At 33.7% G+C, this 15,251-nt stretch carries 13 protein-coding genes, 2 tRNA genes and 1 rRNA gene; 2 read left to right on the top strand and 14 right to left on the bottom strand.

Annotated features, from left to right (window positions below):
- Positions 1-18: 18 nt before the first annotated feature.
- Complete coding sequence (locus C7P63_RS08805) at positions 19-633, bottom strand: superoxide dismutase (protein WP_125943787.1); 615 nt, start codon at positions 631-633, stop codon at positions 19-21.
- A gap of 171 nt (positions 634-804) precedes the next feature.
- On the opposite strand from C7P63_RS08805, the gene C7P63_RS08800 reads away from it, so the two are divergent.
- A complete protein-coding gene (locus C7P63_RS08800) occupies positions 805-1,617 on the top strand; it encodes a DUF1189 domain-containing protein (RefSeq protein ID WP_125943786.1) in 813 nt (270 codons plus the stop codon).
- A 54-nt stretch (positions 1,618-1,671) separates the two neighbouring features.
- Here the strand turns inward: C7P63_RS08800 and C7P63_RS08795 are convergent, their stop codons facing one another.
- The 10 genes from C7P63_RS08795 to C7P63_RS08750 form a co-directional block, all read right to left on the bottom strand.
- Positions 1,672-6,027, bottom strand: a complete 4,356-nt coding sequence (locus C7P63_RS08795; RefSeq protein ID WP_125943785.1) for a 5'-nucleotidase C-terminal domain-containing protein — start codon at positions 6,025-6,027, stop codon at positions 1,672-1,674.
- Between the two features lie 161 nt (positions 6,028-6,188).
- Complete coding sequence (locus C7P63_RS08790; protein WP_125943784.1) at positions 6,189-6,488, bottom strand: HesB/YadR/YfhF family protein; 300 nt, start codon at positions 6,486-6,488, stop codon at positions 6,189-6,191.
- A 68-nt stretch (positions 6,489-6,556) separates the two neighbouring features.
- Entirely contained in the window at positions 6,557-7,219 is a 663-nt protein-coding gene (locus tag C7P63_RS08785; RefSeq protein ID WP_125943783.1) for a potassium channel family protein, read from the bottom strand.
- 24 nt (positions 7,220-7,243) lie between these two features.
- The gene (locus C7P63_RS08780; RefSeq protein WP_125943782.1) at positions 7,244-7,876 is read right to left on the bottom strand and encodes a response regulator transcription factor; all 633 of its coding nucleotides are present in this window, start codon (positions 7,874-7,876) and stop codon (positions 7,244-7,246) included.
- Positions 7,869-8,948: a sensor histidine kinase gene (locus C7P63_RS08775; RefSeq protein ID WP_125943781.1), complete on the bottom strand. Its 1,080-nt coding sequence runs from the start codon at positions 8,946-8,948 to the stop codon at positions 7,869-7,871. The genes C7P63_RS08780 and C7P63_RS08775 overlap by 8 nt, the downstream gene beginning before the upstream one ends.
- Entirely contained in the window at positions 8,945-9,676 is a 732-nt protein-coding gene (liaF, locus tag C7P63_RS08770; protein ID WP_125943780.1) for a cell wall-active antibiotics response protein LiaF, read from the bottom strand. The genes C7P63_RS08775 and liaF overlap by 4 nt, the downstream gene beginning before the upstream one ends.
- A gap of 160 nt (positions 9,677-9,836) precedes the next feature.
- Positions 9,837-10,310 (bottom strand): transcription elongation factor GreA, encoded by a 474-nt coding sequence (gene greA, locus C7P63_RS08765; protein WP_125943779.1) that lies wholly within the window; start codon positions 10,308-10,310, stop codon positions 9,837-9,839.
- Positions 10,311-10,458: 148 nt separating this feature from the next.
- The gene (gene mltG / locus C7P63_RS08760) at positions 10,459-11,823 is read right to left on the bottom strand and encodes an endolytic transglycosylase MltG (RefSeq protein WP_243640827.1); all 1,365 of its coding nucleotides are present in this window, start codon (positions 11,821-11,823) and stop codon (positions 10,459-10,461) included.
- Positions 11,824-11,982: 159 nt separating this feature from the next.
- Positions 11,983-13,317 carry a C1 family peptidase gene (locus C7P63_RS08755; RefSeq protein ID WP_125943778.1) on the bottom strand — a complete coding sequence of 445 codons (1,335 nt, stop codon included), beginning with the start codon at positions 13,315-13,317 and terminating at the stop codon, positions 11,983-11,985.
- A 166-nt stretch (positions 13,318-13,483) separates the two neighbouring features.
- Positions 13,484-13,556: transfer RNA gene (locus C7P63_RS08750), tRNA-Thr, on the bottom strand.
- 166 nt (positions 13,557-13,722) lie between these two features.
- Between C7P63_RS08750 and C7P63_RS08745 the strand changes: the two genes are divergently transcribed.
- Positions 13,723-14,214: an AAA family ATPase gene (locus tag C7P63_RS08745; RefSeq protein WP_165863808.1), complete on the top strand. Its 492-nt coding sequence runs from the start codon at positions 13,723-13,725 to the stop codon at positions 14,212-14,214.
- A gap of 54 nt (positions 14,215-14,268) precedes the next feature.
- On the opposite strand, the gene C7P63_RS08740 is transcribed toward C7P63_RS08745, so the two are convergent.
- The 3 genes from C7P63_RS08740 to rrf form a co-directional block, all read right to left on the bottom strand.
- Positions 14,269-14,949, bottom strand: coding sequence for a DUF2238 domain-containing protein (locus C7P63_RS08740; protein ID WP_125943776.1), 681 nt, complete (start codon positions 14,947-14,949; stop codon positions 14,269-14,271).
- A gap of 96 nt (positions 14,950-15,045) precedes the next feature.
- A tRNA-Asn gene (locus C7P63_RS08735) sits at positions 15,046-15,119 on the bottom strand.
- Between the two features lie 5 nt (positions 15,120-15,124).
- Positions 15,125-15,240 (bottom strand): 5S ribosomal RNA (rrf, locus tag C7P63_RS08730).
- Between the last annotated feature and the right edge of the window lie 11 nt (positions 15,241-15,251).

Genomic DNA, 15,251 nt, shown 5'->3' with positions numbered 1-15,251 from the left:
TAATCTTAATTTTATTAATTATTTAGCTGCAGCGTATAAACGGTTCACTTCGTCCCAGTTAACTACATTCCAAAAAGCATCAATGTAGTCAGCACGACGGTTACTATATTTTTTGTAGTAAGCATGTTCCCAAACATCTAAGTTTAAGATAGGTGTTTTACCTTCAGCTAATGGTGTATCTTGGTTTGGTGTAGAAGTCACTTCTAATTTACCTTCTTTATTCACAACTAACCAAGCCCAACCTGAACCAAATCTGCCAGTTGCTGCTGCTTTAAAGTCAACTTTAAACGCTTCAAAGCTACCTAAATCAGATTTAATCGCGTCTTTAACAGCACCAGTTGGTTCTCCACCAGCATCAGGTCCCATAATTTTCCAGAAAAACTCATGGTTAGCATGTCCACCACCATTGTTACGAACAGCAGTCCGAATATCTTCTGGAACTTGTGATAAATCAGCGATTAATTCTTCTACTGATTTTTCTGCTAATTCTGGATGTTTTTCAATAGCGGCATTTAAGTTATTAACGTAAGTTTGATGATGTTTATCGTGGTGTAAATGCATAGTTTCTTCATCAATATAAGGTTCTAAAGCATCATAAGCATAAGGTAAATCTGATAATTTGTAATAAGACATGGTCATTCCTCCATTTATATATTTATTTATTATTATTATAATTAACTCTCTACATTAAATGTATCATTCTAAGCATCTATTGGCAAAAAAAATGCTTGTTTTTCTTTCAATATTGTTTTTCTTTTGAAAACAGTTTACAATACGTGATAGACACATTAGGAAGGAGATTTTATGACAAACTTTCAATTATTCAAGGCAGCCTTTAAACATCCGAAAGCATTGATTCAGGCAAAAGATAGAACTTTTGGAAAAGTAATTGGACACATTATGTTACTGGCTTTGCTGCTATGTATTCCCATTGCCATTCAATCCATTCAAACCTTAAAAGTAATTCAAAAGGATATGGTAAGTATTACAGAAAAAATGCCTGAATTTAACATTCAACAAAACCAATTAAAAACGGAGAAACAAGCTAGTGGGTTTATTTACCAAACCAACTACATGTATTTTACCTTTGATCCTGATGGTAAAAGAACTAGTGAAGATATTCAAAAAGATTTAATTGGTAATCGAATTGGGGCGGCTTTACTTAAAGATCAAGTCGTCTTTGCTGTCACTCAAGATAATTTAATGGCTTCTTTCTTACCTACTACTTTAAAGAAAATTCCATATAAAGACTTTGATACCACTGATATTAACAAAGATTTCTTTGTCACCTTAGCCCATTCAAATGGTCGTTTAGGTGCTATTATATTGGCTTCGTTTTTAATTGGTTTCCTGCCTATTTTCTTTAATTTTATGTTTGATTTATTAATTTTAACAATTGGTGGACATTTTTATAGTAAAATGAGACGAACTCCTTTAAGCTTTGCTCAACATTTTAAAATTATTGCTTTTTGTTCATCTATACCAGCTGTTATTTCTATCTTTTTAACTAGTTTCTTTCCACAAGTGGATAGTAATTTTGTGTTATTACTAATGACCCTGATTATTTTTATGCAAGTCATCAATAAAAACTACCCTATCAAATTAACTTTTAAATAATAAAAAGAGCGACTCTTTTAGAATCGCTCTTTTTTTAATTCTTTATATTAGTTATTAAGAAGCTTTTTCTTGTTTCTTTTTAAGCCAAAACCAGCCATAACTACTTGTTAAAACAACTCCCATTCCGACTAAAGCAACTAAACTTCTTTCCTCCCCTGTTTTAGGTAGAGTTTGTTTATTTGTTTGTGGTTTTTTATCAGGTTTAGGTTGCCCTGGCTTAGGTGTTGGTGTTGGCGTTGGTGTTGGTGTTTCTTTTGTAACAGAAACTAACCCTTGTTTAGCATCTGAAAGTTGAGTTACTACAGTATCTAAAGCTTGCTGAGAAATAGCGATGGACTCATCTTTTGCATCATACAATAACTGAGTACTACGATTAAGTGCTGTCATAAATTGTTGCCAACTACTAGTCGTATAATCTTTAGCACGCAAATGAGAAGTGCTAGCCACTGCTTCTCGCAAAGCTACTACTGAAACCAAGGTTACTTCATTTAACTGAGCTACCATGTTGTCTAAATCTGCTTGACTAACCTCTTCTGTTTCAGTTCCTTGTTGTAATAAGTCTTGTGCTAAAGCAAGTTTAGCTGTTAATGCTTTCCAACTATGTTGTGTATAGTCAGCTGAAGTAAGTCCTTCAGCATGAGCAATCGCTTCTTTTAAAGGTTTAGTATTCAATTGAACTACAAGACCTGAGTCTTTAGAGATAATACGTGTATATGGTAATGCTACTTGATATTTCTCTAATTCTTTCGTACTTAGTCCTTTTAAGTAAGCAAGAAAGGCTTCATCCATTGATGGTCCTTGTTCCACTGGTTTGCCTGCTAACATTGTATAGCCGTCTCCACCTGCTGCAAGGAAATCATTGGTCACCATATTAAAAGTAGTTTTATCTGTCCGACTAATTGGAACAAATTTACCTGCCTGATTTCTAATATGAATGCTTAAAACACGTTTACCTGGTACTTTCTCTTCTGGATTAGCACCTTGTAAATTAGAATCATACACTACTTTAATTGAGTCGGATACTTGTAAGAAACCACCATTAGCCCCTAATTTAGGCACGCCGTTTTCATCTAAAATAACTTGACCCTCTTCATCTTTTTCATGAATAGACCGTAATGAATGTTCGAACATTTCATAAATTTCTTTTCCTGTTACTTTCACTTGAGAAATAGTATTTCCAAAAGGCATAACCCCTACAATATCGCCTTTCGTTACTTTACCTTTTTGAATGCTTTGTCTTAAACCACCGCCATTCATAATGGCAAAATCAGATGGTTGATTGAAACCTGTTTGTCCGTAGTGATACAAAGCATCTCCTACAATATTTCCTAAATTGGTTTCTCTTGTTCTAGCATTTTCTCTCTCTCCGTTAAAGACAATTGGATTGTTAGCTAAAACAACTTGAGACATATCTTCATCAAAATTCTCTTTAGCTTCTTGAACAATCGCTTCAACTTCAGGATTTGGTTCTAGCCCTTTCAATTCCGCAAAAGAATGTAGTTTAGCTGATAATTTTGTCAATTTCTCTGAATAATCAGCTGTCATCATGCCGACATTATTTAAATGGTTACCAGTTTGTCCCATTAAAACATGTTGTTCGATATGACCATTAGGTAACTCGGAATGTGAATGACCATCTGCTATAAATATTTTTTTATCTGGGAAATTTTTAGCTAGTTGTTTCGCTAAATAAGTACTAGTTTCATCTTCTACTGTTGTTTCATCAAAACCTAGGTGTGTCATAAATACAAAATAATCAGCTTTATTGCCAATTTCTTTCACTGTTTTAATCGCTACTGGTGCTGGTTTTTTAAACGTAACACCTTTGACATTGTTAGGATGTGTTTTAACACTAGTTTCAGGTGTGGTTAACCCAATTAAAGCAAACCGCTGGGTCTTTCCTTCTACTTTCTTATTAACTAATGCATAAGGTTCAAATGGCCGTTTGCCGTCTTTATACACATTAGCAGAGACAATTGGGAAGTTTAACTTATCTTTATAAGCAAGAGCTGTCTCTAAACCAAAATCAAATTCATGATTTCCTAGCGTCATACCATCATAACCAACAGCATTCATCGCTTTTACCATATCCATCCCTTTTGAATAGTTAGAGATTGGTAAACCTTGCATAGCATCTCCAGCATCTACTAATAAAGTTGGTTTTTGTTGATCTTTAAACGTTTTCACTCGGCCCATACCAATAGAAGGACTGTATTTATCTTCCATATACTCTAATCGGCCATGCATGTCGTTAGTATGCATAATTTTAACAGTATTTCCTTCCAGACCTTCTAGCATGTCTTCTGGAATAAGTCCCTCTGCAATTAGTTGATCCACGTTAAATTTCTTCACATTGGGAGTTCTACCATCACTAGATGATTCAATTTCAAAGCCTTTAGTTCCAGCCTTGATTTGGCTAATCACATAATCTCTTAGCGGATGACTTAAATCAGCTCCAATGATTTCAAAACTTTTTTCAATCTCTTTAGCTGGGTCTATAACTCCATTTGGCTGATTTTTAATGTAATTAACAATTTCTCCTCGCAACGTATCAGGATCTGATTCAAAATAAGGAGTAGCGTCTACTAAGCCTTCTTTAACCATTCCTTCAAATCGGTAGTTGTTCATTGCAATTTTAAAGGTTTGGTTATCTGTAACAGGCTTCCCTTTAAATAGTAATTCAGCAATACGAGAGCCTTCAGGTTTAGATATATCCATTTTGTACTGAATACCAGACACGATGTCATAATTATATACCCGAATATTAGGGTTAAATGCAATGGTTACATCCCCTGTTTCATATTGTTGATAGTAAGCTGCTTGTTTTTCTAAGAACGTTCTTAATTGTTTCCCGTTCATGTTAGCTCCCACTAACGTATTGGGATATTTATAAATGTTAAAAATATCAGAAAATTTAATAGGTCCTTTATTTAATTGGCTATCTGCTTTAAATAGAGCAGCTGCCGCTAAGTCTGAACCAGTGACTTGACGTTGAACATTATTAATCAAAGAAATCATAGCAGTTGGTTGTAATTGTGCTTCTGGAATACCAGGGATTTCTGCTTCTGGTAAAAAGTCAGCAACTGCTTCACCAATCACACCTGTTACATATTCTTTGGTTTTATCATGAGCTGCTTGAGTGGCAGCTTTAACTTCTCCGTCTCCAGTTACACTTTTAGATGAAATAATAGTTGGAGCACTTTCTTTTACTTGCCATTTTTTATCTGTTTCATCTTTTTCAAGATTTAAATCAATTCGAAGAACTCCAGAACCAGTATCTTTCACAGCTCCTACTGGTTTTAGTTTTCCAGTATTGTCTGCCAATTTCTCAGCGAATTCACGGTGATCATGTCCTAAGATAAACGCATCTATTTCTGGCACTTCTGTAATGACATTTCTAGCTGCTGCACTAGGATCTTCATTATCTAATCCGGTATGCATAGCTGCAACAATGACATCTGGTTTTTCTTGTTGTTCAATTATTTTAACTTGTTTTTGTGCTTCTTCTTTTAATGGTTTAAAATCTAAGGAACTAACTTTATCCCCGTCCCATTTTGGAACATGAGGAACTGTTAAACCTAAAATAGCTACCTTAACTCCATCAACATTTTTAGTTGTGTAAGCCTTAACAAAATTACTTCCATTGCTTTTATTATAGATATTAGCAGAAAGAATTGGAAAACTTGCTTCATTTTTTAGTTTAGTAATCAAGTCTAAACCAAAGTTAAATTCATGGTTACCTAACACCATAGCATCATAGCCAATTGTATTCATAGCTTGAGTTACTGGATGTTTTTCTTTAAGTAACTCTTTATCTGTGCTATATAAATCATCTGTTAGCAAAGTACCTTGTAAGTTATCCCCTGCATCAATGACTAAAGTATTAGGGTTTTGACCTTTTACTTGTTTCACAATTGTGCCAATACGGGCAAACCCTAAATCAGCTACTCGGTTATCTTCATAAGACCAATCCCACACATTTCCATGAACATCTGATGTCCCTAAAATAGTGACTTGCTTCTGGCTAACTTTTGTAGCATCGGATTTTTCTTTCTCACTTTTTTCAGTAGGATCTTCAGCTAAAGCAGAAACAGCTTGTTTCTCCTCTGTTTTCTGACTTTCTGACAGCATTGGTTCTTTTTCAGTTGTAACCTCTGACTCTTTTTCCAATGGTGGTACTTCTGTTGAGTCCAAAGTTTGCTCTAAATCTGTGTCCTCAGACTCAGCTAAAACGGTTTCATTTTCCGAATCAAGCACAGCTTCTTCTTCAATTTTTTCCGTTTGAACTTGCTTACCTATTTCTTTTAATGGCTCAGCTAGCACAACGCCTGTTGGACTGATGGTTCCTAGTAGCAAGACAAATGCCATAGTCGCCTGTAGCCATCTTGATGTTCCTTTACCTTTCAACATAATTCCCCCTAACTTTTATTATGTAAATCGTTTTATCTATTACACCATCCCCTCAACTTAATAAAATTTATAACACAGTTTTATTCTAACAGATTGATTAAAAATGTCTATCATCTATCTTAATTTTTTCATAAAAAAATAAGATAGGAGGGTCTCCTATCTTATTTAATTTCTGAAAAAGAGTAATTAGGTTCTTTTAAATAATCATCAAATCCAACGATTAAATCATGATTGGCAAAAAACCACTCATCTGTTGGTTCGATAAAATAAGTTATATCATTTTGAGTTAACGCTGCGTAAGTTTCTTGACTTGGTGTGGCTACTTCTACTCCTGTAGAAAACCCTGCATGCACATTGGTTTTCCCACCATATTTACCAAAAAATCGTACGCTATCCCCTGGTTGTAATTCTAATTCTTCTATAAACCAATTTTCTGCTTCTGGTGTTATTGTTATTTGCATACTGTCACATCCTACTCTATTGATACTTGTATTTTAACACAGGTATCTACAGAACACGCCTGATATGCTTACTTCATTTTGTCATCTAGTCTATCCACATCTTCTGTTGCCCCAATGACTAATAAGGTATCATTTTCAATAACCATTTCTTCTGCTGAAGGTGAAATAATTAAATTTCTAGGTCCTCTTCTAATGGCCACAATATTTAAACCAAAACGTTGACGAAAATTAAGTTCTAACAACGTTTTACCAATAAACTTAGAATTAGTTACTTTCACTTCAGCCAAAGTATACTCATCTGACAATTCTAAATAATCCAAGATATTTTTAGAAACTAAATTATGAGCTATTCTAATTCCCATATCTCGTTCTGGATGCACTACTCGGTCAGCTCCGATTTTATATAATACTTTCGCATGGTATTTATTTTGAGCTTTCGCTGTTACATTTGGAACACCCATCTCTTTTGCCATTAATGTCACTAAGATACTTGCTTGGATATCCTCTCCAATGGCAATAATGACATGATCAAAATTTCGAAGACCTAAAGATCTTAATGCCATTTCATCCTGTGCATTAGCAACAACAGCATGAGTAGCAATATTCATATATTCATTTACTCGGTCTTCATCTTTATCAATAGCCAAGACTTCTTGACCTGCCTCTATTAAGGTTTCACAAATACTTCCACCAAAACGTCCTAACCCAATAATAGCAAAATTCTGTTTCATTTTTTCTTACTCCAATTCTTTTACTTATTTAGTTAAACCATGCTTAAAGGCATAAATAGCCGCCTGCGTTCGGTCTTCCACATCTAATTTAGATAAAATATTTGACACGTGAGTTTTAACTGTTTTTAAAGTGATAAACAGTTCATCTGCTATTTCCTGATTACTTTTACCTTCTGCAATCAGCAATAAAATTTCATTTTCTCTATTGGTTAAATCATCATGTAAGGCTGTTTCATTTTTTCGCGTTAGTTTTTCCATCATTTTAGTGGTCACTTCTGGTTCTAATACTGTTTCTCCTGCATAGGTTGCTCGAATAGCTTGTGCTATTTCACTAGCAGTTGACGTTTTTAATAAGTAACCAGCAGCTCCTGCTTCAATAGCTGGATAAACTTTTTCATCATCAATAAAACTAGTTACAATAATAATTTTAGCTTGTGGCCAATCTTTTAAAATAGCTTGAGTTGATTCAATCCCGTCCATCTCTTCCATCACTAAATCCATCAAAATAATATCAGGTCGCAAGGCCATCGCTTTTTCATACCCTATTCGGCCATTTTCTGCCTCCCCAATCACTTCAATATCATCTTGAATAGAGAGATAGGCAGAAACACCTAATCTTACCATTTCGTGATCGTCTACTAGTAATACTTTAATCATTCACTTCACGCTCCTTTAAATCAGGAATTCTAATTTCTACACTAGTGCCTTTTCCAATAAAACTAATAATCTTACAAGTTCCTCCCATGCCAATCACACGTTCTTGTATATTATTAAGTCCATAACTACCTACTCGTGTTTTATCCACATCAAATCCTACTCCATCATCCACCATTCTAAGTAAGACTAGATTATCCATTTTTCTTAAATAAACTTCTAAACTATTAGCTTTTGCATGTCTTAATGTGTTGGATAATAATTCTTGAACAATTCTAAATAAATTATCTTCCATCATGCTATCTAAATGAACGTCTTCAACTTCCCATTTTAATTGAATTTGAATTTTACTTTGCAATTCTTTTAGCAACTGTTCAATTCCCGCCCGTAAACTTTTTCCTTCTAAAGTAATTGGACGTAAATGAAGAAGAAGAGCTCGCATTTCCGATTGAGAGGTATTAATAATATCACCTACCATATTTAACTGTTTTTGGGCAGCTTCTGGTTGATTAGTCTTAACAGCTGACTCTTGTAAAGCAGAGATCATCATCGTAGCTGCAAATAACTGTTGACTAACAGAATCATGAAGTTCTCTAGCTAACCGATGCCTCTCTTCTTGTAAAATTTCTTCTTTCGTTTCGCCCGCAACTAATTGGGGCCGGCTAGATAGTTGTTGCAATTCTTTTGACATATCCATCATCTTTAACCGAATAGCATCTAAATCACTATCAATATTAGAAATATATGATTCCTCTTCAAAAGAATAAATCGGTGTTAAAAAAATAGAGTTATCATAGTGACCAGATGATAATAGACGAACTTTTTCTTCTATTTTACCGTACTGAGCTCGTCTTATAAAATAAACCATCAACACTACTACTGTACTAACTGCTAGTGCAATCAAAACTAAGTAAATGACCAAAGGAACCCCAACAATTTTTTCTTGAACTAAAATCATTAACCAGCGCTTTTGATGAATTGCATAAAAATAAGAATATAACGAAATAAAAAGAACAATTAACGTCGCCAAAAAAGTGCCTAGAAATAATAAAGGACGAGTCCATTTATACATCATAATCTCACTACCTCCACATCCCCTACTAAGGTACTAGTGATAATTCGAATTCGCCGTTCATTATAATCATAGTCTTGGCTATATACTTTTAAAGACTCATTTTTCAAGCGGAAAAATTCTTCTTCAAAAATAACATTTCCTAATAAAGCAGAGTGTTCTAAAACTACCCCTACACCTACAGGAACTAAAATTCGGGTTCTACCAAAGCCTTTTCTAATCATAATGACATTATCTTGCCTAGGAAGCAAGGTATTTCCTAAATCGACAATAGTATCCCCTGAAAAAATAGTAAAGTTAATATCATCCCATTCATACACACTGCTTCCAATTCGCTGATTGCCAATCCACGGGCGTTTAAAGCGTCGACCGTTTTTCGGATCACTTTCAACTGTTTTAATCATTAACATATGTTTCTTTTTCCAAGGGGCATTATGAAATAAATCCACTCCTGAAACTTCTACACCTTTTAGTCCAATAAAGATAACAGCTAAAGCCAAAAGAACCCAAGTAGCTGGACTAGTTAATAAACAAAGCACTACTACAACTATCCCTATGATAATTTGAAACTGATTAAAAGAAGTTCTTTGCGTTTTTTTTATGACATAAACAATATTAATCGCAGCAATAACCAGTAAAATAAAGATTGGGGTATTTTGAAAGATTTGATAACTACTAACCAATAGTAACAACATCTCAATCACCATAAATAATTTCCATGAGCTTGTCATATTCTTGCTCCTTTTCTTAAAAAATGATACTTTCCTCATCTTACTTATTATACGGAAACATAACTAAAATAGGTAGCCACTTTAGTTGGAAAAAAAGCTACAACTTTAGACTGACTTTCTATGTAAAAAAGCTGTGCAAGATGCACAGCTTTCATTTATTTTATTTAACTGCTAAAATCTTAACGCGCATATCTCCACCTGGTGTAGAAATAGTTAACTCTTCATCTAAGTGTTTACCAATTAATGCTTTAGCAATTGGAGAGTCATTAGAGATTTTACCTGAAAAAGGATCTGCTTCAGCACTTCCTACAATCGTATACTCTTCTTCATCTCCATCTGGTAATTCCATAAAAGTAACAGTTTTCCCAATAGATACTTCATCTTGATCAACACCATTGTTATCAATAATTTGAGCAAAACGAATCATATTTTCAAGAGTAGTAATTCTGCCTTCAACAAATGCCTGCTCATCTTTAGCTGATTCATATTCAGAGTTTTCAGACAAATCTCCGAAACCACGAGCAATCTTTATTCTTTCAACGATTTCTTTACGTTTAGTTGTTTTTAAATACTCTAATTCTTCCTCTAACTTTTGTTTTCCTTCCAAAGTCATCGGATAAACTTTTTCTACCATCTTAACTTCTTCTCCTTTTAATCGTACATTGTTGTTATAAATGAATAGCTTTCCCAAAGGTAAACCTTTGGAAAAGCTTGCATACGTCTATACCACAAAATATTATCACAAGTTTTTCAGATTGTAAATAAGAAAAACGTGGGTTTTTTTATTTTTGTGAGTCAATATATTTTTGTTTAAGTGCCAAATGTTCTTCATAAGTTTTAGCGAAGTAAACTTTATGAGTTTTTACATCTGCTAAAAAGTAAAGATAATCATTAGGTGCTGGATGAACCACTGCTTCGATTGCATCACTACCTGGATTATTGAAAGGTCCTGGACCAAATCCTTTATTTATGTATAAATTATAAGGAGAGTCTATTTGAGTATCTTTGTTAGACAAATGAACTTTGTGCTCTTCCATTGCATATAAAATAGAAATATCTGATTGAAGAGGCATGTCAGTTTCTAGACGATTAAAGAAAACTTGGGCTATTTTTCTGCGATCACTATCTGTTACCCCTTCTTTTTCAACTAGAGATGCCAAAGTTAACACTTGTTGCACAGTTAAATCGGCATGTTTGATATCTTCTGATACATTACTAATTACATTATTGGTTTTAGCTACCATTTGGGTAACCATATCTTCTACACTTTTATCCTTATAATAATTATAAGTTGCTGGGAATAAGTAACCTTCTAAGCGGTAGCGAACCTGTTTTCCTTCTTTAGCACTTTGAAGTAATTCTGGATAACTTGCCAATAGCTTATTAAAGAATTTATCGCTTTTCACTACTTTTAAAAAGTCTTCTGGTTTTGTTTTCGTTTCTTTCCCATAAATTCTAGCAATCTCTTCAACAGTTGAACCTTCTGGAATAGTGATTTTAGCATCTGCTAACGCTTCAGGTTCTTCTGTTCCACCTTGCTGTAACATCTCAGCAATCTCATCTAACGTCATATTAGGCGCCATTTGGTAATAGCCACCTTTAAAGTCAGTGATGTTTTCTGTTTTTACGTAATAAGTAAACACAAAGCCACTTTTAATCACGTTGTTTTTTTCAAGAATGCTTCCAATCCCTTTGTTTGATGTACCAATAGGAATATTAACTTGAACTAATTTATCATTATTAGCATTTAAAGGTTTTAAGCCTGCTTGCCAATACCGATAAAAAGAAACGCCTAAAATAGTCAACATAATAGCAATCGTTAAAACAACAATGGTAACTATTTTTTTAACCATTGAGTTTTCTTTTTTTCGTTGAACTTTTCGACGTTGACTTTCTCGTTGTCTACTTTCGGTTCTAGTTTGAGCAGCAATATTTCTAGCGGTATTATCTGCTTCTACTTCAGAAGAATCAGTACTACTTGTTTCTGTATCCATCTTATTATTATCAAGTTGGGAACCTTTCTGTTTATCCAGTGATTCATTTAAAGACGCCATGACTTGTTCTTTCAGACTTTTATCTGAAGAATTAGCAGTCTGGTTATCTTGTGTCAACTTTTCATCTTGGTTATTGTTTTTTTCGTTGGCCAAAATGAAACCTCCTTGCTTAATTTACTAAGTTTCTAACTCTTCCCATTATACACGATTCCCTTTAAAGTTAAAACGTTCTAGCAGATTTTTATCTGTTTTCACAGATAAAATTAAACCAAGCAAAAAGAGAGGATTTATCCTCTCTTTTTGCTCTTATGATTAGGCTAAAGCGCCCATAGGATCCCAAGGTGCTAATCTTGTCATTTCATTTTTTTCTACGACTTCTTTTAATTCTTCAGATAAAAATTCTTTCCGCACAACAATTTGATAAGTATACTCACTCATCCAATCATCACTCATCACAAAATAACCTTTCGTTCCTACTTTATCTCCCCAGCTATTTTCAACTTTCCATTTAGTTGGTTGGTCATCTACCAAATCTACTCCAGTTAACACCATAGCATGAGTCATCAAGCTTTCACCAGAATCTAGGCGTTCCGCTTTAGTCATATCAAAGTTAACACTAAAGGTTTGGTTAAATTTATACACATCGGTTGCCATAATACCAGAATCTCTCGTTGAAAACTGACCAACATCACAGCCGTACCAGACAGATTCCCCAGCTTTTAACTGAGCAATAGCCAGTTGTTTAAACGTATCCATATCAACATTTAAATGGCAAACTTCTTTACCGCCTACCACATTTCCTAACATGTCTACTGTGTACAACTGATTGTATGGTTTATCTTTCGTTGGTGCATTAATTACACTGACATATTCGTTTAAATCTATCCCAATATACTTATCATAAAAACTTTGAGGAGTTAAATTTTGATCATAAACATAAGCCTCACTAGTATCTCGGTAAGAGAAATCAAAGTGTTTAGGAGGAATACCTAATGATGTAGCTAAAATATTATAAACATCTTTTAACATCCCTTGTTTTGCTGATTCAATTTCAGCCTCTTTTTTCCCTGCTTCAACTAAACCACGTAAATCCATCGCATCTTTTCTTAATTTTTTATTCAATAAACTATTTAGCTCACCAGAATTGGAACTGCTGTAAGTTTCTGGCATGACACTTTTAGGAACAATCCCATACTTTTGTATAATGGCAACCAGCATATCCCATTGTCCACCATCTTGTTGAGGTGTTGCTAAAAGAAATGCGACTTCTCGACTTGTTATCGGTTCTTTGGCTGTTTTAATCACATTACCATAAAAATAATTTGCTTTTTCAAATTTATCCCAGAAAAATGTGTAGTTTTGAGATAATTCAAAATCTTTCAATTTAAAATCAGTTGCTATTTTATGTCTAAATGTATTAAGTGCGGCAAACATCCAACATCTACCACTTCTTTTTTGGTTGGAAACTTGACCTGTATCTAAATCAATTGAAAAAACAGGTGTGTTTTTCACTAAAGATTCCTGATTTTCAGAAGAAGCAAAAATACCATTTTTCATCACACTTCTTTGAATCACACCATTTTTTCGACATTTTTTAAAATCTTTTTCAAAATTTTGAATTGTATCTAATGTAATTTCTTGTATCATTTCATTCATCCTTTCATAAATGATATAATAACTAGAATTATAAGCATTTAATTAAAAAAACACAAATAAAAGCCATTAAATTTTAAATATTCTCTATTTTATCTCATTTTATAAAAAAAAACACGCTAAATAATTTTAGCGTGTGTCTCAATCATTTTTTTATTAAAGCCACCTGCCGGATTTGAACCGGCGACCCCTACCTTACCATGGTAGTGCTCTACCTACTGAGCTAAGGTGGCATAATTTTATAACAAATACATATTATAGAATAACTGATAAGTAGCTTATTGTCAATACTATAGGACTAAATACAATTATTTATCGGTTATTTTTTTTACTATTTCCTTTAACACTGATATAATAATGATGATAGTTTAGATTTGATAGATTACTAGGAGAATGGCTATGAAAATTAGAATTATTGGCCCCTCTGGTAGTGGTAAGACTACCCTTGGTAAACAATTATCCAAGAAACATAAGATCCCCTGTCTTTCATTAGACACTTTTTTACGCGAAAAGAACAAAAAAAATCGTGAAAAAAGCTTACAACATTTTTTATCTCAGCATGATGCGTGGATTATCGAAGGTGTCCAAGATAGACCTTGGTGTCAAGATACCTTTAAAGAAGCAGATATTATTCTTTTCTTAGATTATCCTTTGCTACTTGTCCAATATCGTGTATTTAAACGCACCTTAACTCGAATGAAGAAAAAAAATTGGAAACGAAAAAAGTTTTTACTTAAGCGTATGTTTAATTTATTCAAATGGAATCGGCGCTTCTATAAAAAAAAATCTCATGTTAAAAAGAAAATTTTTAAACTCAATCCTAATTATTTTATTATTCACTCCCCTAAAGAGCGTGAACGAATTGACACCATTATTAGTTATTACTTATAGAAAAAAGAGTAACCCTACTTGTAAGGAGAAAAATCATTCACACTTACAATAAAGTTATCTCTTTTTTTCTGCTTTATGCATGCGAATAGTATCTAGCCACAAAGGTTCTTTCTTTATTTGCCAATAACCATATCCTGCGAATAGAATAGAACCCAACGCATCAATAAACAAATCTCCCATCGTATCAAAAAGAGCTTCTCTACCAATAAGTGGTTTTCCATGTGCAGCAAATCTTTGCATGTTCATCCCCAACAAACCATCAAAAGTAAATTCATAAAATTCCCATAAAACTCCCATACTAATTCCAAAACAACAAGCAAATAATGCATAAATAATAGGATGAATTTGTCCCATTAAATCTTTTCGAATAAAGGTGCCTAACAAACTAAAAGCTAAGGCTGTAAGTAGCATAGAACTAGATATGTGTAATAGTTTATCCCAATAATGAATTTTCCCATAAAAACTAAACCCAGTTCCAATAAACACAGCAAAATATACAAACAACCAGTAAAGTATTTTAATGCTAGTGGGAAACTCATATTTAAACATAAACCTAATTAAATCAGGTATAAATAATAATAAAACACCTAACAACATTTCAAAAGCTAAAAAAAATTGCGCTCCTTGTTTTGTTTTTGGAAGATAGAGCCCCTGATAGAAAAACCATATGGTTATTAATACACCAATTCCTACTAAAAAAAACTGAATTTTTTGATCAAATGTATATTTTTTCATTCTTATCATCTACCCTTCATTATATCTAAGTATACATTAAGCAGTAGATAATAACAAAAAAAGACTATATAGAAAATCTATATAGTCTTTGCCTAGCTCCGGCAGTAGGACTCGAACCTACGACATCATGATTAACAGTCATGCGCTACTACCAACTGAGCTATGCCGGAATATTGCGTGGCAACGTCCTACTCTCACAGGGGGAAACCCCCAACTACCATCGGCGCTAAGAAGCTTAACTTCTGTGTTCGGCATGGGAACAGGTGTATCCTTCTTGCTATCGCCACCACACTATGTTGTTG

The organism is Vagococcus humatus, from assembly GCF_003950325.1.
Taxonomy (GTDB): domain Bacteria; phylum Bacillota; class Bacilli; order Lactobacillales; family Vagococcaceae; genus Vagococcus_C; species Vagococcus_C humatus.
This window is presented reverse-complemented; position numbering and strand designations above follow the sequence as displayed.

Coding starts and splice junctions, on each gene's coding strand:
- C7P63_RS08805 (WP_125943787.1), bottom strand. CDS start 633: ATGTCTTATTACAAATTATCAGATTTACCTTATGCTTATGATGCTTTA.
- C7P63_RS08800 (WP_125943786.1), top strand. CDS start 805: ATGACAAACTTTCAATTATTCAAGGCAGCCTTTAAACATCCGAAAGCA.
- C7P63_RS08795 (WP_125943785.1), bottom strand. CDS start 6,027: ATGTTGAAAGGTAAAGGAACATCAAGATGGCTACAGGCGACTATGGCA.
- C7P63_RS08790 (WP_125943784.1), bottom strand. CDS start 6,488: ATGCAAATAACAATAACACCAGAAGCAGAAAATTGGTTTATAGAAGAA.
- C7P63_RS08785 (WP_125943783.1), bottom strand. CDS start 7,219: ATGAAACAGAATTTTGCTATTATTGGGTTAGGACGTTTTGGTGGAAGT.
- C7P63_RS08780 (WP_125943782.1), bottom strand. CDS start 7,876: ATGATTAAAGTATTACTAGTAGACGATCACGAAATGGTAAGATTAGGT.
- C7P63_RS08775 (WP_125943781.1), bottom strand. CDS start 8,948: ATGATGTATAAATGGACTCGTCCTTTATTATTTCTAGGCACTTTTTTG.
- liaF (WP_125943780.1), bottom strand. CDS start 9,676: ATGACAAGCTCATGGAAATTATTTATGGTGATTGAGATGTTGTTACTA.
- greA (WP_125943779.1), bottom strand. CDS start 10,310: ATGGTAGAAAAAGTTTATCCGATGACTTTGGAAGGAAAACAAAAGTTA.
- C7P63_RS08755 (WP_125943778.1), bottom strand. CDS start 13,317: ATGATACAAGAAATTACATTAGATACAATTCAAAATTTTGAAAAAGAT.
- C7P63_RS08745 (WP_165863808.1), top strand. CDS start 13,723: ATGAAAATTAGAATTATTGGCCCCTCTGGTAGTGGTAAGACTACCCTT.
- C7P63_RS08740 (WP_125943776.1), bottom strand. CDS start 14,949: ATGAAAAAATATACATTTGATCAAAAAATTCAGTTTTTTTTAGTAGGA.